The organism is Bacillus pumilus, assembly GCF_038738535.1.
In the GTDB taxonomy this organism is placed as follows: domain Bacteria; phylum Bacillota; class Bacilli; order Bacillales; family Bacillaceae; genus Bacillus.
In genome coordinates this window covers 879,845-906,607 of record NZ_CP046128.1, presented here as the reverse complement: position 1 = coordinate 906,607, position 26,763 = coordinate 879,845, and the positions used below count along the sequence as shown (strand labels likewise).

Here is a 26,763-nt window from a genome sequence, read left to right as displayed (position 1 = left end):
TCTGCTTTTGCTCCAGCATCCCTTTGTCAGTCGAAAAATCTTATCCCTTTTTTAGCAGTGGTTAGCGATCACTCATGGCGCCACATTGTCTCTTAAAAAAATGTCATCAAAAAGAAGCGCCTCAACAATAGGCGCTTCCTTTCTTTATTTTTTATATTCAATATGGTACACGTCTCTTCTTCGGTCTTTCAGCTGACGTACGGTCCCGTCTTGCCTTTGTCTTCTTAAAATTTCTAAATCGACATCACCTACGACGACCATCTCAATGTTTGGATTACACTCTCCTACAATCCCATCTCTTGCAAATTCAAAGTCTGATGGGGCAAATATAGCCGATTGTGCATATTGAACATCCATATTTTCGGTTTGCGGAAGGTTGCCAACTGTTCCCGAGATGACGGTATAAATCTGGTTTTCGACCGCTCTTGCCTGTGCACAGTAACGTACTCTTAAATAGCCTTGGCGGTCTTCTGTACAGAACGGTGTGAAAATAATTTTCGCTCCTTTGTCAGCCGCGATCCGTGCAAGCTCAGGAAATTCAATATCGTAGCAAATTTGGATCGCAATTTTGCCGCAGTCTGTATCAAATACCCGGACCTGGTCACCAGCAGAAATCCCCCACCATTTTCTTTCATTCGGCGTGATGTGAAGCTTATATTGCTTTTCAATCGTTCCATCACGTCTAAATAAATAGGCGATATTGTAGATTTTCCCTTCCTCTTCTACAAAGTGGGAACCGCCGATGATATTAATGTTATATTTCACAGAAAGGTCTGTGAACAAATTAATGTAGTCCTCGGTATATTCCGTAATCCGCTGTACGGCAAGACTTGGTGAACGCTCTTCTAAATAAGACATGAGCTGCGTTGTGAAAATTTCTGGGAATACGGCAAAGTCAGCTGATGCATCTGATGCGACATCCACATAATACTCCACCTGATTCATAAATTCCTCAAAGGAATGAATTTGTTTCATTGCATATTGAATCACACAAATTCGAACGGGGAACGCCGATTTATAATATCTTTTCGATTGCGGGCGATAGTCGACATTGTTCCATTCCATTAACGTCGCATATGTGCTGGATGCTTTATCATCCGGCAGGTAATTCGGATTGATCCGCATGAGACTAAATTCATTTAACAGCTGAAAAGATAAAACGGGATCATAGATTTGGTGAAGCATCACCTGCTCCACATACTGGCGAGGCGTCATTTCCTCTTGGTATTTATGATAATTCGGAATGCGTCCGCCAATGATGATGCTTTTTAAATTTAATCTTCTCGCTAAGTCTTTTCTTGCTTCATACAAACGATGTCCAATTTTCATGCGGCGGTACTCAGGACTCACCATGACTTCGATTCCGTACATATTCATCCCATCTGGATTATGGTTTGTAATGTACCCATCATCTGTAATGTCCTGCCACGTGTGGCGATCATCGTATTCATCAAAGTTAATTAATAAACTTGAACAAGAGCCAATGATTTCTCCCTCGAATTCAGCACAAAACTGTCCTTCTGGGAAATGCTCAAGGTGGCTTTCAAGATGCTCTCGTTTCCAAGGGTCCATGCCTGGAAAGCATACCTCTTGCAAGGCAATGATTCGGTCAATATCCTCTTCACGGATATTACGGATCACCATTCTTTTTTCAAACCGCGTTAAGTCTAGTTTTTCTGCCATGATGTTTTTGCCCCCTTACTGATCCTCTTTTTCAAGCTGATGGAATAGCTGGAGCAATTCGATTTCAGCCATGGATTCTAATCTGACATCATATTCTTCAAATTGCAGCGTGCTCGTCACTTTGTTTGGGACGATGACGCATTTCATTCCTGCCCGTTTGGCAGCTACTGATCCATTCACAGAATCCTCAAATGCCACGCAATCTTTTGGCTCTACCCCTAAGCAGCGTGCGGTTTGCAAATAGAGCTCTGGATTTGGTTTGACTTCTTCCACATCATCTGACGTGCGGATACATTCAAAGTAGTCGAAAAGACCAATCTGCTTTAGGTGATCTGACACCCATTTATAGTCTGAGCTGGAAGCAAGTCCAATCTTGATCCCGAGCTCCTTTGCTGCTTCTAAATAAGCTTCTACGCCAGGTCTTGCTGATTCGTCCTTCATTCTTTTTTGAAAACGAGAACGCCGATCTGCTGTGAGTGTCTCATGATCCAGCGTCTTCCCTAGCTGCTTTTCCAAATATTCAAATGGCTTAAAGCCTGCCTGCGTGCCAATGACCTTGCCCCATACGGAAAGAGGCAGATCTGACTCATGCTCCGCAAACATTTCTTGTAAAACCTCATATTCATGTGTTTCTGTATCTAAAATTAATCCGTCAAAATCAAATATAATCGCCTTTACCAACGAGGCCACTCCTTTTTTTTACAAAAGTCTTAAACATATATTCCATGCTATCATATCGTGAATAAAATTGACTTTCAAAGATGAATGTCTGCTAAAATGATTATGTATAAAAGGAGCCTGCACCATTTTGTCAGGCTCCTACCCGTGTTCGGTTTATTCTGCAAGAGATCCAAGCGCTCCGATTCGTGGAGAAATAGGCAATGTTGAAAAAGAGCGGGTTTGGTATTACAGATCTTAAAGGTTTCTCCGTTCCCTTAAAAATAGTATGTGCGAGGGCCTTGTAAGTTAACAAGGAAGTTCACACCATCTTTTACGCATTTTGAAGGTGACGGCTGGCAAAATCGTCTAGATCAAAAGGAAAAGAAAAGCCGCAGGCATTGACCTGCTCACGGTTTCGCTCGAATAACTCACGATCACGTTTGGTGATATGACGTTTCGGTTTTACAATAATGGTATGTAATAGCTGAAGTCCCGATAAAATACGAAAAGCATCATCCATCGTCCCGTTATATACGCCATCAATAAAGGTAAGGGAGCGATCTTTTTGACGCATATCCCGCTGCTGTCCATTGACAGCATGAGAAAGAAGATCTTCAACATCCTTTGATATTTCTTCAATTGCCTGCTCTTGCAGGTCTGTAGCAGCTTTCATTAATCTCACGTGTCATCTACCTCTCTGTCGTTATTTCTCCATTCAGAATAGCACAGAAAAAAAGGCGTTCGCCAAGGTAAGTGTTTCCTATATATACCCATAGAGAGGAACGGATATCATGATCATAAAAGGGCACACGCTCTCACTCAAAGTAGACGAGCAGTATCATCACACATCACTCAGTCATTTTTTAAAGACAGCCGTATCTGCATCAAAATCAATTATTCATTTTTGGATGGAGCATCAAAAAGTCCGTTTAAATCAAAAGCCTGCCCATCACGCGGCTAAAGTCAGTAAAGGCGATCAGATCATCATTGATTTATTTGAAACAGAAGAAAGTGATGTGGCACCGGAATACGGTGAATTAGAGGTGCTCTTCGAGGACGAGCATTTATTAATTGTGCAAAAACCTGCCGGACGGCCAACTCATCCGAATGAACAAGGACAAACGGGCACACTGGCTAACCTTGTGGCCTTCCATTTTCAAGCAAATGGAGAAGAAAAGAGGGTGAGACATATCCACAGGCTGGATCAAGACACAAGCGGCACCGTCATTTTTGCAAAGCATAGATTAGCCCATGCGGCTCTTGATCAAATGCTTTCTAAAAAAACAATCAGCCGAACATACATCGCCATCGCAGAGGGGCTTTTCAAAAAAAAGAAAGGCACCATTGATGCAGCGATCGGCCGTGACAAACACCATGCAGTCAGACGAAGAATCTCCCCTACTGGACAAAAAGCTGTGACTCATTTTCAGGTCATGGACATGAATAAACGTCTGCAAATGACAGCCGTTAAACTGCAATTAGAGACGGGTAGAACGCATCAAATTCGTGTCCACCTTAGCAGTCTCGGGCATCCACTAGCTGGGGATACATTATATGACGGAGTTCGAGATTACATCAACAGGTGTGCTCTTCATGCCAAGCAAGTAGACATGAAACACCCTTTTACAGGTGAGCATCTGATCATAGAAGCACCTCTACCACCTGATATGGACCAGCTCATGAGTCAAATCATCCATTAACAAAAGAGCCTGCTTTCATACGCAGGCTCTTTTTCTTTAGACAGACGCTCTTTTTGCATAAATAATGTACCGCTCTGGTGCATTGCCGACAAAATGAAAAGGATAGCATGTGGTTAACACCAGCTCTTCCTTTTCATTCTGCAACGTAATAATGGATGTATCATGCTGATCGACAATTTTTGTATGTGTGATTTCATATATAAATTCACCATACGGCACAGTGATTTTCAGCTGATCTCCAATATCCAGTTCACCTGTCCGGCGAAACACCGTGTCACGGTGACCGGAAAGGACGATTTGTCCATTCTGATCAGGATAATAACTGCCTTTGTAGTGTCCTACTCCCTTTGCAAGGTCATCCGCATCCGTCCCTTCGACAATGGGAAGGTCTGCTTTTAATTTTGGAATCGTCAGGATGCCAGAAGCTTTCCCCACTTCTGGAGCAAACTGCTTCTTGGACATCCCTTGATCGTCCGCTACGGCCTTCTTCGCTTCGTCTAATGATTGGGCTGTTTGAAGATGAGTAGAGGCGATTTGCCAAATTCCCCAGCCGAGCAGAACAATCCCGGCTGTCATCACAGTCAATGCAAGCCACTTTTTCATGCTTAAACTCCTTTGCCTGTTACATTTCTCTTAGATGATTCGCTCTTTAGCTTGCTGCTTTTTCTTCTTGTTTTGCTTTTTGAATTCGCCCCTCTTTTTGATACACAATGGAAGCTCCCTCAAAGCTTTTGACAAAATCGACAGTGGCTTCTAAGTCTTCTGGACCTGTTTCAGGGTTTTTACCAAGCCTGCCTATTGGTGCATATTTACTGCCAGTTGCAGTTGCCATGAAGTTATTCACAGTGAGTGTATACGTTTGATCGAAAGCTACGGCTGAACCATCCGTCAGCTTCAAGTCGACTACTTTATATGTTACCGGATCATAGGAATATGAAAAGCCTGAAATGCTATAATCTGGTCCAAATTGTGGAGAAAATTGAGCTTCTATGATTTCAACCAAGTCTTTCCCCTTGATCTCCAGTTTGACTAAAACGTTGCCGAATGGCTGAATATTAAACAGATCTCCCCACGTTATCGGCCCTTTCTCAAGGTTTTGCCTAATGCCCCCTCCATTCATCATGGCAAAGTCACTTTTCATTGAATATCTCATACCATCCGCAATCAAATTACCGAGCGGCGTGTCCCCATCATTTGAATAGCCGCCTTCCATTTTAACCCCAGCTTCTCCAACAACCTCACTAATAATCGGCTCCACTTCTTTCCCGTAATGAGCCAAGATGTCTGCTGCTTCCTTGTCCTTTTCTATACCAGCTTGATCTACATACTGGATATTTGCACTCTTTTTGACGATATCCTTCGTTTTGCGGTCAAGTGTCACATTGACTTCGCCAATCGCCTTCCCATATTCAAAGGCTTGCACAATTAATTTCCCATTGACCTCTCCATTGACCACTTCGTGATTATGCCCTGCAAAGATGACGTCAATTTCATCATCACCTTCTTTGGCAAGCTTTGCACTCTCTCCAGTGATCGTATCGCCATTTTGAGAGGCTGTCATATGAGCTAAAACCGCAATGGCTTTAACCCCTTTTTGTTTTAGTTCCTTCGCGGCTTCATTCACGGCTTTGACTTCATCTGTAAACTGAATGTCTTTAATCCCTTCTGGCATGACCATTCCTGCGGCTGACTTGGTCACAACACCGATAAATGCGACTGGGATTCCTTCGACATCGATGATTTCATAAGCCGGTAAAAGCGGTTTGCTTGTATCCTTGTATTCACAGTTCGCACAAACGAGCGGGAAGTTCTGTCCGTCATACCCCTTTGTGCCTTTAGGATGTTCTCCGCCATTTAAGATACGCAATAGCTCGTCTACCCCTTCATCAAATTCATGGTTGCCGACCGTGCCCACATCAAAGCCAATGTTCTCCATGAGTTCAACGGTTGGTTCATCTTGCAGTAGAGAAGATATGGGAGAGCTCCCGCCAATCATATCTCCAGCATGGACCGTGATCGTATTTTTGTGCGCTGCTTGTTTTTGTTTCATATAGGCGGCGACATAATCCATCCGGCCGTACATGCCTTTATTGCCATCACCTTTGAGATCCAGCTCGTATTCTTGATCAATTTTACCGTGTAAATCATTCATACTTAAAATCGTTAATGGTACTTCGCTTGCATCCTTTGCCGGCTGATAGCCAGCCTGCTCTGCTTCTTCTTTGGAAGCAAAAAAGATCCGTTTTTCCACATCGATTTCTTTCCAGTTGTCAGGGGAGACGTAGGTTTTTACAGCTGAGTCGCCGACATAGCGTGCCAGTCCTTTTTTCTGCTCACGTGCTCTAAATTCAAACGGCTGTTCCAGCAGAGGGTCCGCTTCGTTCCATATGCCCTGTCCTTTTTCTTTTGCTTCTTTTACTGCTTTTTGAAACGTATGATAGTCCTTTTCATCTCCAACTGGCCAGATGAAGTAAGTAGGGGCATATCCTTTTTTCACAAGCTCTAGATTTGTATTTAGCCCTTTTTTGGTTTTCACTTGAGCTAAAAGACGTCCATAGCTGTCCTTCGCTTCAGGACCAATCTTTAATGTGACTTGATCACCGCTTGAAAGAAGTGTTTTTAAATAGTCAGTCGCCTGCTGTCCAAAACGCAATTGGTTTTGGTCTAATTCATTTTTTGGCTGATGATATGTTTCCGGTGTGTCCATATTCACAAAACGCACCTTTGTTGTACCTAGAACAGGCTTCTTTAGATGAATCGTATCTCCATCCACCACACGGTCAACCGTTGCTGTGTATTCCTTCTTCATCTTTGGCGGCTTTGGCTGGCGTTTCAGCAGTTTGATATCATCCTTATGTCTTGGAAGCACCTGCAGCGTATCATACCTGCTTAACACCCCTGTAAACTCGTACCATTTCCCTGTCTTTACTTTATCAATAGCATTTGTATCGACTATCACTCTCAGGATGGTGCTGTGGTATTTTTTATCAATGATCACCACATTGTATCCACCGCCAGCCGGCTGCGCTGGTTTTGCCTCAACATAGCCTTTAATCTTCACTAGTCTTCCTTCATGTTTACCGGCTTGATCCGTTTCTAGTTGTTTAACGGACACTCGCTTCGCCTTTGGCAAGGTTTGATTCACAGCATCTATCTTCAGGCGGCCTTGATCTGGCACAATTTCAATCATTCCTTTATAAGACGTGATCTTACCAGTCACTGTCACCTTCATGCCTGCTTTTAGTTCCGGGAAGTTATTGGGCTGCGCTGAATAAATATTGATTCCAGCTGATTTGTCTTGAATGTATGTGGACAATTTCCCATTACCTACAGCGGATTGATCTGCTGTCACAATTCCGCTCACCGTCACGGTCTCTCCTATTAGCTGACGGGCTTTTTTGATCTGCACGATCTTTTTTTGCTTCCACACCATTTCCTTCTTTTCAGATGCACTGACCTCGCCTCCTGTGATCATGCCAGGCAGTAAGGATTGCAGACTAAAGATCATCAAAACCAAACAACAAATCATTCGAATAGATAGCATTCGTTTCATTAGACCTCTCCCCTTTGCGCTTCATCTCTCATAGTGTACAAAGTAAATATTGATGTTGAATGGATTTCATGTAAAACTTGTCTTTTTTAACTCATCGGAAAGGTAATAATCACACGTGTTCCCTCAAAGCTTTTACTTTCAAAACGAATGGTGCCGCCATGGCTTTCAATGATTTTAATGGTCATCATTAAACCAAGGCCTGTCCCCTTTTCTTTTGTAGTATAAAAAGGTTCACCGAGCTTCCCTATTTCGTCCTCTGGTATTCCCTTTCCTTGGTCTTCAAATATCAACATCATTTGATGATCTTTCATGAGAGAGGTCACCTTGATGACACCTGTCACACCATCCATCGCTTCAATTCCGTTTTTAAGGATGTTCAGGAAGACTTGTTTTAATTCATTCGGAATGCCTTGAATGTTAGGGAGCGATGGAGACAGATTTTTCTGAATGGACACGCCTTTTAAGACCGCCTGGGATTCAACAACCATGATCACTTCTTCGAGCAGAAGATTGACATGTACCGGTTCAAATTTCACCGATTTGCTTCTAGAAAGAACGAGGAATTCATTAATAATTGACTCGAGCCGATTAAACTCTGACATCATCACATCTGCATAATCTTTCTGATACTTCTTACTTTGAATCATCAGCTGTAAAAATCCTTTTAAAGATGTCAGCGGGTTCCGTATCTCATGAGCGATACCTGCTGCAAGCTGCCCTACTGCCGACAGCATCTCTGATTTCATCAGCATCTTCTCTGACTGCTTTTGATTGGTGATATCCTCTGAAATCCGCATCACGGTTGACTGCATTTTGTCAGGATCATCGATTCGATGTAAAGAGACTCTCTCCCATCGTTCGCACCCAGATAAATCTTGAAAGTACAGCTCACCTGTCCAGCTGCCCTCTTTTAAACAAACCTTCCATTGCTTCTCTAAATCATCACATTGACATAGCGAATGGTAGACAGAAAAAATATCTTTGCCGATTAGGTCATATTCATGCTGCTGGACAAACTGACAGAAACGCTGATTCACGCATTGGATGACCCCTTCTTCAGTTGCAACAACAATATGAATGTGGCTGTTATCAAGCGCCGTCACCGCTAGATGAAGCGACTGTTTGATTTTCGTTACTTCGGTCATTTTAATCCAAGTCATCACCGCTCCTTCATGCTCTTGATCGAAGATAGGTGTGATGTGAACGGTGAATTGCTCTCCTTCGTTCGTTTCAATTTCACGTTCGATCGCGCGCCTATCCGAAATGACGCATTGGATATCATGATAGAGCGTTTCCTTCGTAAGCTTTTTAGCCATCGACTGAAAGGATTGCTGATGCCTGATTTTCGCTGAAGTAAATAAAGAGGCAGCTGTAGGAGTGTAATAGCGAATATTCATGTCCCTGTCCACAAACAACGTCGCAAGCTCTGGCTTGACAGAGGGTCTGTACAGTTCTTTTCTTGTCACCCTTAAGTTGTTTATGATATTAATAAAATGCTCGTGTTTTTTCTCAAACTCCTCTAATTGCGTGTGTTTCGCTTTTAATTGAGCCCTTGCCTCCTGCTCCTTTTGCTTGACTTCATTGAGTTCATTTTCTAAATCGACAATACGCTGTTGATAGACTGAATTCTGATCTGACATTCCTTTGCCCCTGCCGTTATTTTGATTTTTTCCTCTCTCATTCATTCGAATGAGAATGACGTAAACTCCCTTAAAACGGCGGTCAAAACTTTTCACGGTAAAATCTGCATACTGCTTGCTGCCTTTTTCCGAAATGAGAACATGTTGAAACACAACCTCTGTCTCGTCTGTCCACACCTTTTGAAAGGTTTGACTCAACATCTCTTTCATATAATCAGGTGTTACATATTCACATGCTTGATCTGACACTTCTGTATGGTCTAAAAAAGAATACGCACCATTTGATAATGCCAGGATTTCGTCACTATCGTTGATAATCATACATGCATCATAATCCTCGCTTACTTCTTGCATATATTGTGCGGCTCGCGCTTTCAACTCGATATCACGAGTATTTAGTGCCCAAGGGACATGTGGTTTAGAAACGTTTGAATGGGTGTAAATGTTCCATTTTTCATTGAACAAATGAAACAAACGAGGGATATTGGGTACAGTTTCATTTGGCCCTAATATCAACATCCCTTGATCTTTTAAAGCATATTGGAATCGGGACAATATTCGTTTTTGCACTTCAGGCTGGAAGTACATCAGAACATTTCGGCAACTGATAAAATCGAGGTGGATAAAAGGTGAATCGATCAATAAATTGTGAGGTGCAAAGACAATATGTTTTCTAAGCGACTGCTTCACAATAAAAGCGTCACCTTTCCTTTCGAAATATCGCGCCCGCCATTTTTCCGGCATCCTTGCTATAGACTCTACTGAGTAAAGACCTTTACTAGCTGTTTGAATGGCTTTCCGGTTGATATCTGTTGCAAATACTTGAAGTTCAATGGTCACTTGTCTTCGCTTCATTTCTTCTAAAAATAAGATCGTAAAAGAATAGGCCTCCTCTCCTGTCGAACATCCCGCAATCCAAATACGGCATCGAGATTTCCCGTTTTTCACCGCATTTTCAATGATCGACGGAATGACCTGATGTTCACATACACGAAAAGCCTCCATATCCCTAAAAAAAGACGTCATGCCGCTTAAAAGCTGTGCGTGCAGGCGATCAAGCTCATCTGGTTCTCTTTCTAATAAGCAGTCGTACTCTGATAATAATGAAATCCGTTTTTTTGCAATCCTCATTCGTTTTTGAATGACAGATAGCAGCCTTTTCTTTTGATAGGTTGAAAAGGCAATGCCTTTATACATTTCAAGACGTTCAATAATTCTCAGTAAAACAGGATCTGCCTCATCGACATGCGGGACGTTGATGATATTGGCGATATATGCCGCAAGGGTTGAAGGGTCTTTGAATGTTTGTTGATACAAGGTGTCAAAACCACTTTCTACCTCACTGCACGATAAAGCTGTACCGCCTTGCTCAACCAACTGAAGCAAGCCACTTCCCACACAATGACCTTTTTGAAAGAAAATCGCAAAAGCCTCTTCCTTTTGAACGCTGGCAAGAGACTGAAAAAGCAAGTCCACAGAGCAAGCCATGCACGCCGGCAGCTGCTCTGATAGGTGCAGCCGCTGATCTTCTGTTAACGTCACAACCGCATGCTGTGGACAAAAATAAATCGTCTTCTTCATGACTTTCTCACCATGTTTAATCGGTTTTGCCCGGTAGCCAATCGGTAAAACAAGTGCTTCCAAATCAGTTATACAATCGTCCGTCACATGATTTTGCACAACAATAAAAGAGGCATTTAATTCATGTGGAAATGATTGAAAAAAAGCCTCAAGATGATGCTGTTCAAACGGTGAAACACCGATGCCAATCACTGGTGCCTGCACATGTTCGTCTTCTATCAAACGATTAATGATTTTGTCCTGCATCTGGTACCCCCATGTTCATTCGTCTGATACTTTTTTTCGACAAAAAGGAAGAAAACCCTCTAATTGTAAATAATGTTTTTGCATGAAAGAAGGAAAACATCCTCACATTAAAACAGATTGTATAAACAGAAGGAGGAATCTCAATGCAAAACGATCAGCAACCAATGTTTCAAGGAAGCGCTCCCCAGCCCGAGCTCAATCATGGCGGACATGAGTTATTCGATTTACATGAAATTTTAGCCGGCACGATTAATATTTTGGATCAGTATATGATCCTGCGGCAGTTTATTCAGGATCCTGCATTATCCGACATCTTGGATCGACAATACCAATTCGTTTTATCTCAGTACAATGTCACTGTAGATTGTTTTTCTACTGGACAAAAGCCTAGTGAAGAAACCGCTACTTATATGATGAAAGAGCACACACAAGTGACGTACGGGATCAAGCCTTCTCAGCCGAAGAAGCCGAATCAGTCATTACAGGATGTAAAAGACTTGGGCATCACAGGGCATATGCTCAGCCTGGTCAAATCACATGCTGGATTACTTTCCATGTCTGCATTAGAAGTAACAAATCCAGTTGTCAGACGTGTGCTTGCTGCGCAAATCCCGAACTTTATTGAAATGGCGTATGAAATTTTCTTGTATCAAAACAAGCATGGCTACTATCAAGTTCCCCAGCTTTCCAGACAAGACATGACGGCCATGACATCAGCTTTCGCACCGCTTCAAGGGCAGGTTCAAATGCCGACAAGCAAAGCCAATCAGCAAAAACCCCTTCATTAAAAAAACGGCTGACCCTTTCCTCTGGTCAGCCGTTTTTTCTTTGATACATCTTGTTAAACTGATCTTCAAAATCTGCGAGCCGCTCCCCTGTCGCCTGTTCAAAGCCTTTAGCAAATTGACCTGTTTTCGCCGTTTCCTGCATGATCTCATGTATGATATCTCGTCCGTAAAGCTGAACCAGCTCATAGATCATATAATAACTTTGCAAATAAACATCTGTCTCATACGTCATCCGGGAGTCCTGCCAATCTTGATCGGAATGAAGAGATTGAAAGGGAATGACGTCGAACCGTTCAGACGTGGCATTTAACACGTCATAGGCCGTCCATTCTGCTGTTCCTTCATGGAACCAAAGCGGAAAGATCACTGGAGACACTTCATAAGAATGAACTTTTTCATAGAAAACAAAGTGAGCATATTCATGAATAAATAACGTGTTGAAAAAGTATAAAGGCAGTGTCTCTTTCTTCAATAATGCTTCCCGTTTATCTGGATATAACCCAATCATTTGATCATGATCGGAGTAAAAACCCGTAATATGCTTGATTCCGGCAAATTGCTCGATCGTCTCTTTATCATCAAAATAAATAATGTCTAAAGGTTTGTCAGTTTCAAACTGAAACACTGACGCTGTCCTCTTCTTTGCCTGATCCATGGCCTCGATTGTCAGGTCAACAAAAGCGTCCTCTTCCTCTGCATAGTATATTCTAATATGTTCATAAACTTGCTTATTGAGTCCCTCCGTTAATATGGTTTTAGGAGAAGACTGCTGCTCTAAATATTGTCCTGCCAGCTGAAACGCAACATAAATCAAGTACGCGGTGAAAGCATAAAAAATGAGACCTGCTGCAATCATTCCGCCTACAAGCTTTTTATGAATCAATGACGGCTTGGCTTTCATTTGCTCCCCACCTGAATTCATCCTGCAGCCTCTTTCTCTTTCTATGAAGAAACAAAGATCAACAAGAGGTGATATATTTTTTACTTTATGCAGTCAGGTGCGCAAGGTGCGGTTCCAAACAAAAAAGCCGCATATGACATACGGCTTTTGTCGTAGCTATTTTGATTCAGGGAAGACACGCCGAACCGTTTCAGTAAATTCATCGAAAAATCCTGAAATTGGCTCTCCGCTTCTAATACGTTTTCCGTATCCTTCCATACGATCGATAAAGTCTGGATTCGCAGATACATACACGTTGTCGATTTGTTGATCCGTTGATTTGACTTTGTCTGAAATTTTCTTTTTCAGATCGTCCGTCACATTACCGCTTTTATCGCCTTCAAGCATAACGGCAACAAATGCATTTTTTCCTGTGACAAGCACGTTCGCTGTTTTCACTTCAGACATGTTGGCTACAAGCTCTGACGCTTTATCTGCCACTTTGACCTTCTGAGGTGTTTGAACATTTGGTTCGTCCTGTCTCATATTGTCATTCTTATATGTGACATTTTCATACTGTCGTTTCATTGTTCCTCTTCGCTCATCTCCCTGGTTGTTCATGCCACATCCAGTGGTGATCAATGTTGGAACGAGTAGTAAAGATAGCATCCATTTCTTATTCATCAATTATTCCCTCCTTTTGCTCATAGGTTTTTCATCCAGCCGGCTTTTTATGCACACATTTCTATTTCATAAAATGAATTCATAATTCAGCCTGCTTTGGTCATCCTAAACATGATGAAGAAGTATCATCATGATCAAATGGAGGGATTCGTTTGTTTAAGAAAAGAAAAGGCATGAGCACTGGCGCAATGATCGCAGTATCAACAGCCATCATTGCATTATTTTCTCCGGTTTTACGAAGAAGGCTGAAAAGCATGACGCAAATGAATATGTCTTCAATGATGAAAGGAAAAAGCCATCAGCACCATGACTCATCTCGTCACGAGTCACACGCACAGAATGAATCAAAGGGAACTGCGGAAATCGGACAAATGATGAAGCAGGCATTCACTGCTGTACAGCCAAATCATACAAATCAGCACCAATCGACATCAAGAAACCATCAGCCAAGAGAGTCTTATGCACAGTCTCTCCATATTGATGAAAGTGTCATGAATGTGATGGATGATGAATCAATCCAGCAAGTAATCAATGACATCGAGCACAAATAAGAAAACAGGAGCCTTCATAAATAGAGGCTCCTGTTTATTCTCCTGAAAAATGTTCTTTCACCATCACAGAGAAGAAAGGTAAAAAGGCGATTTCAACTGTTGTGATAAAATCGTCATAAGCTTCTACTATGATTAAGAGCTCTTTCTCGTTTGGCCGGTCCTTTTTTATCTCTACATGCTGCACGGTTTTAAAATCATATATGCCTAAAACGAATGCGTCTTTTTTTCGAACAGCCTTTAACGTAAATTCTTGATTACCAAGGTACATCGTGACAACGAAGCGCTCGTCTTGATTCTCAAATCGAAATGTCAGGTTTTGATATTCAATAGGCATACCTCTCTCGAACCTTTCATCAGGCTCCGTTTCAAAAAAAGAAAGCCAGTCCGTTTCATCTGGGAAGCGTTTTCCTCGCATGTGTTTCGATCCCCTCATAAGTGAAATTTTTATTAATTATCCTTTTTCCCCTTTTCTTTTGCAACAAATTTTAGTAATTTTAAAAAGGTGATTTTATTTTGCTAAGAGACCTCTTTATTAATTTAACAATTCTTGTCACTTTCCATTATTTATTTATGCTTGTGTTTAAAGAGAATTTTCTGAAGAAAGAAGATACCCTGCTCAGACAGCTATGCAAAGGCATTCTTTCTGGATTACTCGGTGTCCTTTTAATGTTCTTCTCTATCAAAGCAGGTCCAGCCATCATCGATTTAAGACATATCCCCCTTATTTTAACGGCCTTTTATGGAGGCATCGTCCAAACCATCATTGCAGCCTGTGTTGTGATCATTGGCCGATTATTAATTGATGCCAACGTCGGTTCTTTCATCAATATTTTTTCCATGATGATCATTGCAACAGCCTCTTTTTTAATTGCTGAGCGCCATATGAATCAAGTTGCGAAAATGCTTTTGTCCATTACGATCAGCAATGTGATTGCAACTTTTTTGTTTATTACGATTGCACATGAGACCTCTATTGAAGTCCATTCTGCCTATTGGATGTTCTCATATGTTGCAGGACTGTTTAACTTTTACGTCATTGAGCATCAAACAAAAGCATATCAGCTTTTAAATTTGTATAAATTCCAAGCTCATTATGACTTTTTAACAGGTGTTTTAAATAAACGGAAGTTCGATGAGGTCTTAAGTGATGCTTTTTCTATGAAATTTAAGCAGCCTATCCATCAAATGTCCCTTATTTACTTAGACATCGATTACTTCAAATCCATCAATGACCAATATGGACATCATGAGGGAGATATGGTTTTAAAAGAAATCGGAAAAAGGCTGATGAAAAACACAAGAAGCTCTGATTATATTGGCCGGATCGGCGGTGAGGAATTTGCTGTCCTTCTACCAAATTGTACAGTTGAAAAAACATGGCAGATTGCAGAACGCTTACGGAGAAAAATAGCAGATCAGCCGATTTATTTACAAAATGGCATGTCCATTCATATCACAGTATCACTTGGGTGTGCTTATTACCCTGGAACAAGTGCAGACATCAAACAATTACCGATTATGGCTGATCAGGAGCTCTATAAAGCGAAGCAGTCTGGCCGAAATCAAGTGAGCTTCTCAGAGAGAAAAAGAGGCCAATTAATATAGGCTTTTTCCTCAATTTGTTAGCGCTAATTATTTTTAAAAAAGTTTTCGGATAACAGTTGTTTTTTCCCGCAAACACTGGTAAAGTAAAGGTAATTATTTTTGTTCGTATCATCTTTAAGAAGAAAGTTTTGAAAGAGTTTTCGTCTTTGAAGTTTGTGTAAGAGCAAGAATAGTGAATTTAAGCGTTAAGATCGCTTTAGGAGGAAATTTCATGTTAGAAGGTAAAGTAAAATGGTTCAACTCTGAAAAAGGTTTCGGATTCATCGAAGTAGAAGGTCAAGACGATGTATTCGTTCACTTCTCTGCTATCCAAGGCGAAGGCTTCAAAACTTTAGAAGAAGGTCAAGCAGTTTCTTTCGAAATCGTTGAAGGTAACCGTGGACCACAAGCTGCTAACGTTAACAAAGCGTAATTTAAGAGCATCTGCTCTTTAGCACTTTATAGAGTGAAGGAAAACCGTCCGGCTTCTGCCGGCGGTTTTTTTGTGCCATAAAAAAAAGAGAACCTGACGAGAGGTTCTCTTTTTTATTTGTCCTTCTGCTTTAGCTTCTGTAAAGCAGAACGATACATATCATCATTCATTTTTGTCTCTGGTTCTTCTTCTTTGACAGGTGGTTCTGGCTGCTTAAACTTTTGAAGCGCCTGTCTATAAAAATCATCGCCAGACACTCGTTCATCCGTTTGAGAAGGCTTTGACGCTTCCTCTTCTTCTTCAGGCTCTACAGGTCTCGCCGCAACTTCTGACTCGCTGCGCGGCACGTCAGGCTGATTGGGCACATCTTCTTTGATCTCTTTCTTCTCGACCGAAGCGTGTCTGACATTGAACGCTACTAATCCGATAATGACTAGAACAGCAGCTACTAACGCTACAATAATCGTCGCCAAAAGAACCCTCTCCTTATCGCTTAAATGACGCAGTGACTGATGCTACACGTCTTCCTAATGCTTTGCCGAGTTCAATGCCTTCTGTAGAAATCACTTCATCAGAATCAATCGGACACGTCACACCTGCTCCATAGTAAGAGCCGTATAAAGCATTCTCTGGCACATTTCCAGGAAGGCCAACGACAAGCATCCCTTGATGGAACATTGGTGTAATCAAATTATGCATCGTCATTTCTAAACCGCCGTGCGTTGTAGCAGTTGTACAGAAAACGGCACCGACTTTATCGATCAGTTTTCCCTCTGCCCATAGGTAGCCAAGACGGTCAATCCATGTCTTTAACCCAGAACTAATGGTACCAAAGTGACCAGGGCAGCCCCAAATGATCGCATCCATTTGATCCAGCTTGCGAATATCCGCATCTTTCACGTGATCGACGAATACTTCAGCCTGCTCTGTTTCACCTGCGCCTGCTGCAATTGCTTCTGCCAGTGCTTTTGTATGGTCACCTTCACTATCGTATACGACATAAATTTTCATGTACGGTCCCTCCACACTTATCTTGCATCTTGGTTTGCTTCCTTAGGTGCTGGAAGCAGTGTCATTTCTTGTTTTTTATGCTGCTGATCTTTTCGCTTTTTATCCTTACGTACATCACGCAGGAACAAGCTGAGAATGACACCAGCGGCACAGAATAACGTTACCCACATGTAAGCATCATTGATGCCCATTACGTTTGAATCGACCTGTGCTTTCGTAAAGAGCTGGGTGGATACATATTTTTGAGCAGCTTCAGCTGTCATGCCCATATGATGCATCACATTCGACACAGCCGCCTGGAATGAATTCATAAAGAACGGGTCCGCTGTATTTGTTTGATCCGCCATATTGGAATAATGGAATGTTGTCCGATTCGTATAAATCGTTGTGATCAAACTCGTACCGATCGAACCGCTTATTTGTCTTAATGTATTAGACATCGCTGTACCATGGCTGTTTAAGTGCTGTGGTAATTGGTTCATCCCAGCTGTCATCACCGGCATCATCAAGAGTGACATACCGAATGCACGAACTGCATACATGAGCACAATGTGACTATACGATGTATCAATGGTCAGCCTTGTAAACTCGAATGTGGTGACAACGGTAATGAGCATCCCCACAATCGCAAGCGGACGAGGTCCAAATTTATCAAACAAAATCCCTGAAATCGGGGACATAATCAGCATCGCAAGTGCCCCTGGAAGCATTAATAGCCCGGATTGCAATGCCGTAAACCCAACGAGGTTCTGCAGATAAATCGGAAGTAAGAACATCCCAGTGTATAAGGCAACTGTAATAATAATATTAATGACACTTGATAATGAGAAGATGCTGTATTTAAACACGCGGAAATCAAGCATCGGATTATCAGCTTTCAGCTGTTGGAAAATAAAGAGAATGATCGCAATCGCACCAACAATAATCGTCGATAAGACGATCGGATCTGTCCAGCCATCACTTCCCGCTTCACTCACTCCGTATAGAAGCGAAGCAAAACCAACGATGGAAAGAATTGCACCAAGGCTGTCCAGCTTGATTTTTTTAGGCTCTACAATATTTCTAAACATAAAGAAAGCCGCGATAATGACAATCGCTCCGATTGGTACAAGTCCATAAAACATAATACGCCAAGAATAATGTTCAATAATATAACCAGATAATGTTGGTCCTACCGCAGGAGCAAACATCATCGCAAGACCGAAAATCCCCATTCCTTTCCCTCTGTTTTCCGGAGGGAAAATAAAAAGGATTGTTGTCATCACGAGCGGCTGCAGGATACCGCCGCCGATTGCCTGAATCAAACGACCGATGAGCATCGTTGAAAAGTTCGGTGCAATCCCGCAAATAAAGGTCCCTAGTGTAAACGAGATCATGGCGACTAGAAATAAGCTGCGCTGTCCAAAGCGTGTGATTAAAAACGCAGATAACGGAATCAGCACACCGTTGACAAGCATATAACCTGTTGTAAGCCACTGAATCGTCGTTGCACTCACATTAAATTCAGTCATTAAATGGGGCATGGCTACGTTCAGAAGCGTTTGGTTCAAAATCGCTACGAACAAGCCGGCCATTAAAATGATCAGTAAAGACAAGGAGCCTGCTCCCTGTTTTGTTGCTGCAGGTTGATTTGCCATCTCAGACAACCTCCTTTCATTTTTTGATATCAAACATCATTAAGATGAAATTTTGACAGAAGCATTCATACCAGGAAGTACTTTGTCTGATGGGTTTTTAATTGAAATTTTCACTGCTACTTTTTGTGTGACTTTTGTATAGTTACCACTTGAATTTGTTGCTGGCAGCATATTGAATGTTGAGTTTGTCGCATAACCAATTTGTTCAACTGTTCCTTCAAATGTTGTATCAGGATCACCATCTACCACGATGTCGACTTTGTCGCCTTTTTCAATGCTTTTAATATCTGTTTCTTTGATATTCGCTGTGATGTAAAGCTTGCTTAAATCAATGGTTTCACCAAGAACTGTACCAGGCTGCACTTGTTGATTGTTTTGTACTTCTTTTTTGACTAATGTGCCATCAGCCACTGATTTAATGTTTGTTTTTGTTTCTCCTTCAACTTTTGCAACTGTGCTGTCTTTTTGCACTTCGTCACCTTCATTGATATCCCAGCCTTTGATTTGTCCAGCTGCTGGTGCTGTGATTTGATACATGTCACCTGTCACTTTCGCCTCGTCAGTTTTGACAAAATTTGTGCTTTCGTAGTAGTAATAAGCACCTCCGGCAATAATGGCAAGAATCACAATAAGGCCAATAATGTTCGTTAGCAATAAACGCCCTCTGTTCATGTTTTGTTTCTCCTTTCATGTATAAAAATATAGTGTCATCTGCTTTAGCAAACTTAGAATGCCCATCATCTGACAGAATATGAAACAAGCTCATAAAGCTGTTATTTCTCCTTCATCTACTCCGCCTGAAAAATGGTGTGCAGCCCATTTATACTTATTGTTCACTCATGAGCAAAGAGTAGAAAAAGAAGAAAAGACGATCGGCATCTTTTTTGAAAAACTTATATTTAACAAGATTAAATATTAATAAATGAAAATTGAAATGTCAAAGAGAAAGTTTTACTTTTTTTCTGGTGATCCCTTCCTTCTCCATACAAAAAACCCTTCAGCCCTTATGCTGAAAGGTTTTTTCAAATGTGCTATTTACGAAAGAACTTCTTCCTGCTGAAAAAATTTTTTTAGTGCGAGAAAAACATCTGATTTTTGCTTCAAAATATAATGCTTAAATTTCTCATCCTGTATATGCTTATATGCTGACATTAATGTAGAATGCCGGTTGTATTGATTCACTTCACCATAACAGAATAAGTTGGCTTTTTTCATAATTTCAGAAACAAGCTTCACGCACCGTGCATTGTCTGAGGTCAAATTGTCTCCATCAGAAAAATGAAAAGGATAAATATTATATTGCGACGGCGGGTATCGTTCGTCTATGAGCTCTAGTGCCTTTCGATAGACAGAAGAGCAAATGGTCCCTCCGCTCTCGCCCCGCGAGAAGAAATGCTCTTCATCTACAACCTTCGCCTCCGTATGGTGGGCAATAAATTCAATATCGACCGTCTCATACTTTGTCCGTAAGAAACGTGTCATCCAAAAGAAAAAACTTCTCGCCATATATTTTTCCCAAAGCCCCATACTTCCGCTCGTATCCATCATCGCCAAAACGACGGCTTTCGACTCTGGTTTGGTCACTTCATTCCACGTCTTATATTTGATATCCTCTGGGTAGATTGGATAAAAGGAAGGTCTGCCTGTCATCGCATTTCGTTTAAATGCAGACAGCATCGTTCGTTTTTTATGGATATTGCCTGTTAACCCGGTTTTGCGAATATCTTTAAACTCAATTTGCTCGACAATGATGTCGTCAAGCTCCTTTTGTTTAAGGTTTGGCAGCTCTAGCTCCCGAAACAGCGCTTCCTCAAGATCCATTAATGAGACCTCTGCTTCGTAATAATCCTCACCAGCCTGATCTCCAGCGCCCTGCCCCTTTCCTTGCCCTTGCTTACTGTCTGATCCATCGCGCGCGACAATATCTCCAACCTCGCTGTCTCCATCCCCTTGACCCACATGCTTATTTTTATCGTAGTTGTACCGAATTTTATATTCATCTAACGAACGAATTGGAATTTTGACAACATCTTTTCCATTAGACATGATGATGCTTTCTTCTGTGACAAGATCCGGCAAATTGTTTTTAATCGCTTCTTTGACTTTTTTCTGATGACGCTGCTGGTCGTCATAGCCTTTTCGATGGAGGGACCAGTCTTCCTGAGATACAATAAACTGACTTTTTTCTTGCCGGGACATCCATCCCCCTCCTCACCTGTTTGCACAATTCTTCTAACCACCGATTCCTTTATCCTATGCTGCTCGTCACCCAAGTTGACGATCATTTCTAAAAAAGACATTACCGGTGCAGGTGCGCCAATAATGCCTCCTTCATTTATTAACGATTCAGAAGACTGCCTACATATTTTAAAAGTTCATTTGCACTTGTTGAATTATAGCCATGTTCATCAATCAATCTAGCCACTACTTCATTGACCTTCTTCAGCTGCTGTTCATCCGGTGTCTTCGTTGACGTCGTAATTTTCACCACATCTTTTAGATCAGCAAACAGCTTCTTCTGAATCGCCTCTCGCAATCTCTCATGAGAATTATAATCAAAGCGTTTGCCCTTTCTCGCATAAGCCGAAATACGAATCAGAATTTCTTCTCTGAATGCCTTTTTGGCGTTTTCAGAAATACCGATCTGCTCCTCAATTGAACGCATAAGCTTTTCATCAGGATTCATTTCTTCACCAGTTAACGGATCACGCAGCTTGTTTTTATTACAGTACGCCTCGACATTATCTAAGTAATTATCCATCAGTGTTTTCGCAGACTCCTCATAGGAATACACAAATGCCTTTTGAACTTCCTTCTTCGCAATATCGTCGTACTCTTTTCGCGCAACAGAAATAAAATTCAAATAACGCTCCCGGTCCTCGCTGGAGATAGACGGATGCTGATCGAGTCCTTCTTTTAAGGATCGAAGGACATCCAGTGCATTGATCGATTCCATATTCTTTCGAATAATAGTGGAGGAAATTCGGTTAATCACATACCGCGGGTCAATTCCGCTCATCCCTTCATCATGAAATTCCTTTTTCATCTCATCAATATCAGCAGATTGGAAGCCTTCGACACTCTCTCCGTCATACAGACGCATTTTTTTCACCAAATCAATATCAGAACGCTTCGGCTCTTTGAGTCTTGTCAAAATGGAGAACATCGCTGCCACCTTCAGCGTATGCGGGGCAATATGGACATCTGCAACATCACTTTCTGAAATCATTTTATGATAAATGCGTTCCTCCTCTGTCACCTTCAAGTTATAAGGAATCGGCATCACAATAATTCTTGAATGCAAGGCCTCGTTCTTTTTATTTGAAATAAACGACCGGTACTCGGTTTCATTCGTATGAGCGACGATCAATTCATCTGCACTAATCAAGGCAAAACGGCCTGCTTTAAAATTTCCTTCCTGCGTTAATGACAGAAGGTGCCATAGAAATTTCTCATCACACTTTAACATCTCCTGAAACTCCATCATCCCTCGGTTTGCTTTATTGAGTTCTCCATCAAAGCGGTAGGCACGGGGATCTGACTCTGATCCAAATTCAGCAATGGTTGAAAAATCGATGCTTCCTGTTAAATCAGCAATGTCCTGAGATTTCGGATCAGATGGACTAAAGGTACCAATGCCAGTTCTTTTATCCTCTGAGAAAAAGATCCGTTCAACCCTTACATCCTCAATTCGCCCGCCATATTCCTCTTCGAGCCTCATCATATTCAGAGGGGACAAATTCCCCTGCACACGAATGCCATATTCTCTATAGAAATCCTCCCGCAGATTTTGCGGAATAAGATGAAGCGGGTCTTCATGCATCGGGCAGCCTTTGATCGCATAGACTGCGCCATGATCTGTCAGTGAATATTCTTCTAGTCCTCTTTTCAGCCTAGTAACAAGCGTAGATTTTCCCCCGCTTACTGGTCCCATCAATAACAAAATACGCTTCCTCACATCGAGACGCTTGGCAGCAGGATGAAAATATTCCTCCACTAATCTTTCCAATGATTCCTCTAACCCAAAAAGCTCCTGATCAAAAAATTTGTACGTTCTGACCCCATTCTCCTCTTCAATCCCGCTGTCTTTAATCATATGATAAACGCGAGAATGAGCAGATTGAGCGACAAGTGGATTTTCCTTTATAATGTCTAAATAATCGCTGAATGTGCCTTCCCATTTGAGACGCTGCTCTTCTTCTCTGTGCTGTTCGATTTTCTTTAAAATATCCATATGAACCTCCTCTTTCAAGATTGAAGCAAGTAATCAGATACTGTTTTACAATCTATGCGGAGGCGTCCTATTACATGCTTTCGTTCTTCAAAATGACGAATTGGCAAACTGAATTGACAACCATCCGCAAGACCCTTCATAATAAAGGAAAAACAGGAGAAAAATGATCTTCTTCTCCTGCTTTTCAAGGCGAACTTCGCACCATATGAAACAGGCAGCGATAGAAACAAAGGGATAAGGGGGAAGCTTATATGAGAACGGTCATTATGATGGGCGTCATCATTACGTTTTTAGTATCCATTTTCACAGCTGGCTACGAAGGCAAGCCTGGTAAATGAAAGAAAGGATGTTCCATGAGCGGAACATCCTTTTTTCATTTAATTCGTTGTTTTTAGCACCTGCATATTCACTGTATTCCCTGATACCTGAATGGACGTAAAGTCTTGCGTATCAATCACAGGTGTGACGGCACGACTGTCTAATGTGATGTCAGTAAAACGAGTAGAGAAGTTCGCCCGAATATCTTTCCGGTAGATATCGTCAGTCACTGCTACTGTCGACAGTAATTTCCACTTAGTCACAGAGCCAATGTTTGAGTTTTGAATTTCTGTGATGATACGCCCGGTATAACCAACATTATTTGTCCCCCAGAACGTCGCTCTTGTATGTCCATTCAAGTTTTTATAAATGGTCATTTGCACAGTACTTCCAGGCTTAAATCCTTTTGTATACGTAAAATCATTTTTTCCTTCGATATATGTCTCTTGATTATTTGTTTAGGTTGGACTCTATTGAAGACCGATGTCTGCTTCTTTTGAACCTGTGAATCCAGAATAAATATAAGCTGTCCCATTTGACACACTCATTGCGGGAGGGAGTTGAATCTTTGTGACCAATATTGATCCATTGCTATTGATATAAGTACGCCCGCCGATACCTTTCGATAATTGCGCTGCTTCTATTTCCTGCGTCTGAGAGAGACCTGGGATACTGACTGGAATCGTCTCCATTAAAATAGCAGAGCTAATGGCACTAGTGATCAGTAGCTTTTTCATCTCATTTAATGGATTCATTATTTTTTGAAAACGCGATTACAATCTATCATACTACCTATTTTTACATGTCAAAAAAAGTATAAAAAAAGTCGTATTTTCCTTCTTTATATTTCTTATCTCATATAAAAAAAGCCGAGATAGGTATCCCGGCTTTCATTATGACCTTAAATCAGATCTCGGTATTGCTGCTGGCGAAGTGCCTCATACACAAGAATTGCTGCCGTATTCGATAGATTCAGAGAACGAACATGCTCTGTCATCGGTAAACGAAGGCAGCGGTCCATATTTCGCTCGATCAAATCTTTCGGCAATCCACTTGTCTCTCTGCCAAAAACGAAGAAGTAGTCTTCACCTAACTGAGAGTAATCAAATGTCGTATGCGGCTTTTGGCCAAATTTTGTGATATAGAAGAATTGTCCCTTCGGATGAGCCTCAAACAATTCATCAAGCGAGTCATGATAGACCACATTGGCATATTTCCAATAATCGAGTCCTGCACGCTTCAGCATTTTGTCATCTGTCGAAAAACCAAGCGGACGAATCAGATGAAGAGTTGTATTTGTTGCTGCACATGTACGCGCAATATTTCCAGTATTAGCTGGAATCTCTGGTTGATATAAAACGACATGAAGTCCCAAAAAAGTTCACCTCTAATTTTCTTTTCCGCTCAACATTATACCATTAACTATCCTTCGCGGCATCGTCCAAAATGTGAAAAAACGTATAACGAATAGCAGGTGTATAGGCGGTCGAATCCTCATACGACCAATAACGCATACGGCTGTCATATGTCTGTGCATTCACAAGAGGCATTCCGCCTTTATCATGATCGACGACAATGGTTGTATGATTATACCTGCCATCTCCCTCAAAATCGTAGCAAATGACATCACCAATTTGAAGCTCCTGCGCTTCTTTGAGTTTCTTTGCTCTTAAACCCGCTTTCGAATTCGCTAAATAATTTTTCATCGAATGAGCCACCGTCCAGCTATAGCTCCACGTATGAGGACGCACCCACCAGCCAGATCCGCGGTTCGGATACCCTCTCGTTGGTGCATTCCCTGCTTTCAAGCATTGTGAAATAAAATTTGTGCAGTTATCTTCAAAATTTTTATAGGCAGGATTTCGTTTATTCCAGTACGTCTCCGCATATTGCACGGCTGCCCGCCGGTCATAGTGAAAGGCTCTCCCAAACTGTTCTTCGGTCTGAAAGCGCTCATCCATCTGCTCTTCCATTTGCCGTTTTTCTAGCATCATCCGATCTTTGACAAGCATGTCGTTGTAAAGGAACGCTTCTCTTTTTTCTACCTGCTCCTCTAAATAAAAAGAGTCGTCTGCATCCTTGCATACATAAGTGAGATGAGCGAGATACTGCACATGCTGAGCCCCGTCATCCTGAATCGATGAATCAAGAAGTTTTGCTTTGGCTTTCGCCTTGACAATCTCCACCTGTCTTCTAGCAAAAAGCTCTTTTTTCCGTTCGACTGCTTCCACATCAGACATGAGCTGCGGCTGTTTAATTGCACTCCCATTTAATAAATAACCAAGCCTGTCTTCTAATGTTTGCTCTAATAATTGTTTCACACAGACACCACCAAACTTTTTTTGAAATCTCTGTTTGGTTCATTCTATGTTCATAGGGATGTTATTTAGTATTTAAAGGTGTCTGTAAAAACTCAATCCCTTTGACAATTTCTTGTTTCGCTTCCTCATCACTTTCCCGCTCAAGGGCTTTTTCCAACTCTGGGAGCAGCTTCTCGTCGCCAATTTTCCCTATTGCCCAAGCAGCCGTGCCTCGAATAACAGGCCGTGGATCCTTGTGCATCAAATCAATCAACACTGGTAAGGCAGATGTATCTTTAAAGTGAGCAAGTGCCAAAATCGCATTTCGCTGAATCGGCTTTTTCCCCCGCCATGAACCTGAAACATGACCGTATTTTTCCTTAAACTCACGATTACTGATCGTAAGAAGCGGCTTTAAGAGCGGCTTAGCAATTTCAGGGTCCGGCTCCATTTCAGGATGCAAATGAAAGTCTTTTCCTTTATTGATCGGGCAGACGATTTGGCACGTATCACACCCATACAATCGATTTCCTATTTTCGAACGAAATTCGTCAGGCAAAAATCCTTTTGTCTGCGTTAAAAATGAAATACATCGTTGAGAATTCAGCTGTCCTGGATTCACAAGTGCACCAGTTGGGCACGAATCTACACATTTATTGCACGTTCCGCACTGGTCTTCAATTTTTTCATCCGGTTCAAATGGGACATTTGTGATCATTTCAGCCAAATACACATAAGATCCAAACTCTGGCGTGATAATCATACAGTTCTTTGCACTAAAACCTATGCCAGCGCGTTCCGCTACTGCACGATCAGACAGTTCCCCTGTGTCCACCATTGATTTTGTTCGTATATCGACATGTTTGCTTCGCAAGAATTCTTCGAGCATATCGAGCTTTTTTTTCAGCACAACATGATAGTCCGTTCCCCAAGAAGCCCGGCAAAAGATCCCTCTTCTTGCATCTCTTGTACTTCGAGGAGCATCTTTCATTTTGGAAGGATACGCGAGCGCTATCGCAACAATTGATTTGGCCTTCGGAAGCAGCAAAGAAGGGTTTGTTCGTTTTTCGATGTCAGGCTCTTCAAAACCTGACAAATACCCTAACGATTCATGTAAGATGAGGCGGTCCTTTAATGAATCAAATGTATCAGCACTTGCAAATCGGATTTTATCGACACCAATTTCTTTCGCATATTGAATCAATTCTTCTTTTAATTCTCCAACATGAATCACCTTGCAAACCTCCTTTCTTTGTTTCTTCTGTTGTTTTCAGTATAAT

The 26,763-nt window shown here is 41.6% G+C and carries 23 protein-coding genes and 1 pseudogene; 5 read left to right on the top strand and 19 right to left on the bottom strand.

Going from position 1 to position 26,763, the window contains the following annotated elements; translation table 11 throughout:
• Positions 1-144: 144 nt before the first annotated feature.
• The 3 genes from GKC25_RS04380 to GKC25_RS04370 all read right to left on the bottom strand — a co-directional run bounded on the left by GKC25_RS04380 (position 145) and on the right by GKC25_RS04370 (position 3,025).
• Positions 145-1,683, bottom strand: a complete 1,539-nt coding sequence (locus tag GKC25_RS04380) for a bifunctional GNAT family N-acetyltransferase/carbon-nitrogen hydrolase family protein (RefSeq protein ID WP_012009394.1) — start codon at positions 1,681-1,683, stop codon at positions 145-147.
• 15 nt (positions 1,684-1,698) lie between these two features.
• A complete protein-coding gene (locus tag GKC25_RS04375; protein WP_003211898.1) occupies positions 1,699-2,364 on the bottom strand; it encodes an HAD family hydrolase in 666 nt (221 codons plus the stop codon).
• 310 nt (positions 2,365-2,674) lie between these two features.
• Positions 2,675-3,025 carry a DUF5365 family protein gene (locus tag GKC25_RS04370; RefSeq protein ID WP_034663751.1) on the bottom strand — a complete coding sequence of 117 codons (351 nt, stop codon included), beginning with the start codon at positions 3,023-3,025 and terminating at the stop codon, positions 2,675-2,677.
• Between the two features lie 109 nt (positions 3,026-3,134).
• On the opposite strand from GKC25_RS04370, the gene GKC25_RS04365 reads away from it, so the two are divergent.
• Complete coding sequence (locus GKC25_RS04365; protein WP_034663754.1) at positions 3,135-4,043, top strand: RluA family pseudouridine synthase; 909 nt, start codon at positions 3,135-3,137, stop codon at positions 4,041-4,043.
• 36 nt (positions 4,044-4,079) lie between these two features.
• Here the strand turns inward: GKC25_RS04365 and GKC25_RS04360 are convergent, their stop codons facing one another.
• The 3 genes from GKC25_RS04360 to GKC25_RS04350 all read right to left on the bottom strand — a co-directional run bounded on the left by GKC25_RS04360 (position 4,080) and on the right by GKC25_RS04350 (position 11,063).
• Positions 4,080-4,646 (bottom strand): class D sortase, encoded by a 567-nt coding sequence (locus tag GKC25_RS04360; protein ID WP_034663759.1) that lies wholly within the window; start codon positions 4,644-4,646, stop codon positions 4,080-4,082.
• A gap of 46 nt (positions 4,647-4,692) precedes the next feature.
• The gene (locus GKC25_RS04355; RefSeq protein ID WP_187704420.1) at positions 4,693-7,596 is read right to left on the bottom strand and encodes a 5'-nucleotidase C-terminal domain-containing protein; all 2,904 of its coding nucleotides are present in this window, start codon (positions 7,594-7,596) and stop codon (positions 4,693-4,695) included.
• 86 nt (positions 7,597-7,682) lie between these two features.
• Positions 7,683-11,063 carry a CheR family methyltransferase gene (locus GKC25_RS04350; RefSeq protein ID WP_187704419.1) on the bottom strand — a complete coding sequence of 1,127 codons (3,381 nt, stop codon included), beginning with the start codon at positions 11,061-11,063 and terminating at the stop codon, positions 7,683-7,685.
• A 143-nt stretch (positions 11,064-11,206) separates the two neighbouring features.
• On the opposite strand from GKC25_RS04350, the gene GKC25_RS04345 reads away from it, so the two are divergent.
• The gene (locus GKC25_RS04345; protein WP_034663770.1) at positions 11,207-11,851 is read left to right on the top strand and encodes a spore coat protein; all 645 of its coding nucleotides are present in this window, start codon (positions 11,207-11,209) and stop codon (positions 11,849-11,851) included.
• Positions 11,852-11,876: 25 nt separating this feature from the next.
• Here GKC25_RS04345 and GKC25_RS04340 read toward each other — a convergent pair whose 3' ends face one another.
• Positions 11,877-12,752 carry a hypothetical protein gene (locus GKC25_RS04340; RefSeq protein WP_034663912.1) on the bottom strand — a complete coding sequence of 292 codons (876 nt, stop codon included), beginning with the start codon at positions 12,750-12,752 and terminating at the stop codon, positions 11,877-11,879.
• Between the two features lie 156 nt (positions 12,753-12,908).
• Entirely contained in the window at positions 12,909-13,415 is a 507-nt protein-coding gene (locus tag GKC25_RS04335; protein ID WP_034663773.1) for a YhcN/YlaJ family sporulation lipoprotein, read from the bottom strand.
• Between the two features lie 152 nt (positions 13,416-13,567).
• On the opposite strand from GKC25_RS04335, the gene GKC25_RS04330 reads away from it, so the two are divergent.
• On the top strand, positions 13,568-13,966 hold the full coding sequence (locus tag GKC25_RS04330; RefSeq protein ID WP_034663775.1) for a hypothetical protein: 399 nt from the start codon (positions 13,568-13,570) through the stop codon (positions 13,964-13,966).
• A gap of 34 nt (positions 13,967-14,000) precedes the next feature.
• Here the strand turns inward: GKC25_RS04330 and GKC25_RS04325 are convergent, their stop codons facing one another.
• Positions 14,001-14,381, bottom strand: coding sequence for a hypothetical protein (locus GKC25_RS04325; protein ID WP_034663778.1), 381 nt, complete (start codon positions 14,379-14,381; stop codon positions 14,001-14,003).
• 98 nt (positions 14,382-14,479) lie between these two features.
• Between GKC25_RS04325 and GKC25_RS04320 the strand changes: the two genes are divergently transcribed.
• Positions 14,480-15,571 (top strand): diguanylate cyclase, encoded by a 1,092-nt coding sequence (locus tag GKC25_RS04320; RefSeq protein WP_034663781.1) that lies wholly within the window; start codon positions 14,480-14,482, stop codon positions 15,569-15,571.
• 211 nt (positions 15,572-15,782) lie between these two features.
• Positions 15,783-15,983, top strand: a complete 201-nt coding sequence (gene cspB, locus GKC25_RS04315) for a cold shock-like protein CspB (protein ID WP_003212277.1) — start codon at positions 15,783-15,785, stop codon at positions 15,981-15,983.
• A 113-nt stretch (positions 15,984-16,096) separates the two neighbouring features.
• On the opposite strand, the gene GKC25_RS04310 is transcribed toward cspB, so the two are convergent.
• The 10 genes and pseudogenes from GKC25_RS04310 to queG all read right to left on the bottom strand — a co-directional run bounded on the left by GKC25_RS04310 (position 16,097) and on the right by queG (position 26,714).
• Positions 16,097-16,456 (bottom strand): hypothetical protein, encoded by a 360-nt coding sequence (locus GKC25_RS04310; protein WP_034663784.1) that lies wholly within the window; start codon positions 16,454-16,456, stop codon positions 16,097-16,099.
• A gap of 13 nt (positions 16,457-16,469) precedes the next feature.
• Positions 16,470-16,994 carry a flavodoxin family protein gene (locus GKC25_RS04305; RefSeq protein ID WP_034663787.1) on the bottom strand — a complete coding sequence of 175 codons (525 nt, stop codon included), beginning with the start codon at positions 16,992-16,994 and terminating at the stop codon, positions 16,470-16,472.
• A gap of 17 nt (positions 16,995-17,011) precedes the next feature.
• On the bottom strand, positions 17,012-18,631 hold the full coding sequence (locus GKC25_RS04300) for a DHA2 family efflux MFS transporter permease subunit (RefSeq protein ID WP_034663790.1): 1,620 nt from the start codon (positions 18,629-18,631) through the stop codon (positions 17,012-17,014).
• A gap of 39 nt (positions 18,632-18,670) precedes the next feature.
• Entirely contained in the window at positions 18,671-19,303 is a 633-nt protein-coding gene (locus GKC25_RS04295; protein ID WP_034663794.1) for an HlyD family efflux transporter periplasmic adaptor subunit, read from the bottom strand.
• Between the two features lie 363 nt (positions 19,304-19,666).
• On the bottom strand, positions 19,667-20,830 hold the full coding sequence (gene yhbH, locus GKC25_RS04290) for a sporulation protein YhbH (protein ID WP_342689917.1): 1,164 nt from the start codon (positions 20,828-20,830) through the stop codon (positions 19,667-19,669).
• Positions 20,831-20,969: 139 nt separating this feature from the next.
• A complete protein-coding gene (locus tag GKC25_RS04285) occupies positions 20,970-22,865 on the bottom strand; it encodes a PrkA family serine protein kinase (RefSeq protein WP_066031120.1) in 1,896 nt (631 codons plus the stop codon).
• 377 nt (positions 22,866-23,242) lie between these two features.
• Positions 23,243-23,875, bottom strand: a pseudogene (locus GKC25_RS04280) (YrpD family protein).
• A 209-nt stretch (positions 23,876-24,084) separates the two neighbouring features.
• Complete coding sequence (gene trmL / locus GKC25_RS04275) at positions 24,085-24,558, bottom strand: tRNA (uridine(34)/cytosine(34)/5-carboxymethylaminomethyluridine(34)-2'-O)-methyltransferase TrmL (protein ID WP_342689916.1); 474 nt, start codon at positions 24,556-24,558, stop codon at positions 24,085-24,087.
• A gap of 43 nt (positions 24,559-24,601) precedes the next feature.
• Positions 24,602-25,504, bottom strand: a complete 903-nt coding sequence (locus GKC25_RS04270; protein WP_034663808.1) for an amidase domain-containing protein — start codon at positions 25,502-25,504, stop codon at positions 24,602-24,604.
• Positions 25,505-25,565: 61 nt separating this feature from the next.
• Positions 25,566-26,714: a tRNA epoxyqueuosine(34) reductase QueG gene (gene queG / locus GKC25_RS04265; protein WP_095284952.1), complete on the bottom strand. Its 1,149-nt coding sequence runs from the start codon at positions 26,712-26,714 to the stop codon at positions 25,566-25,568.
• Between the last annotated feature and the right edge of the window lie 49 nt (positions 26,715-26,763).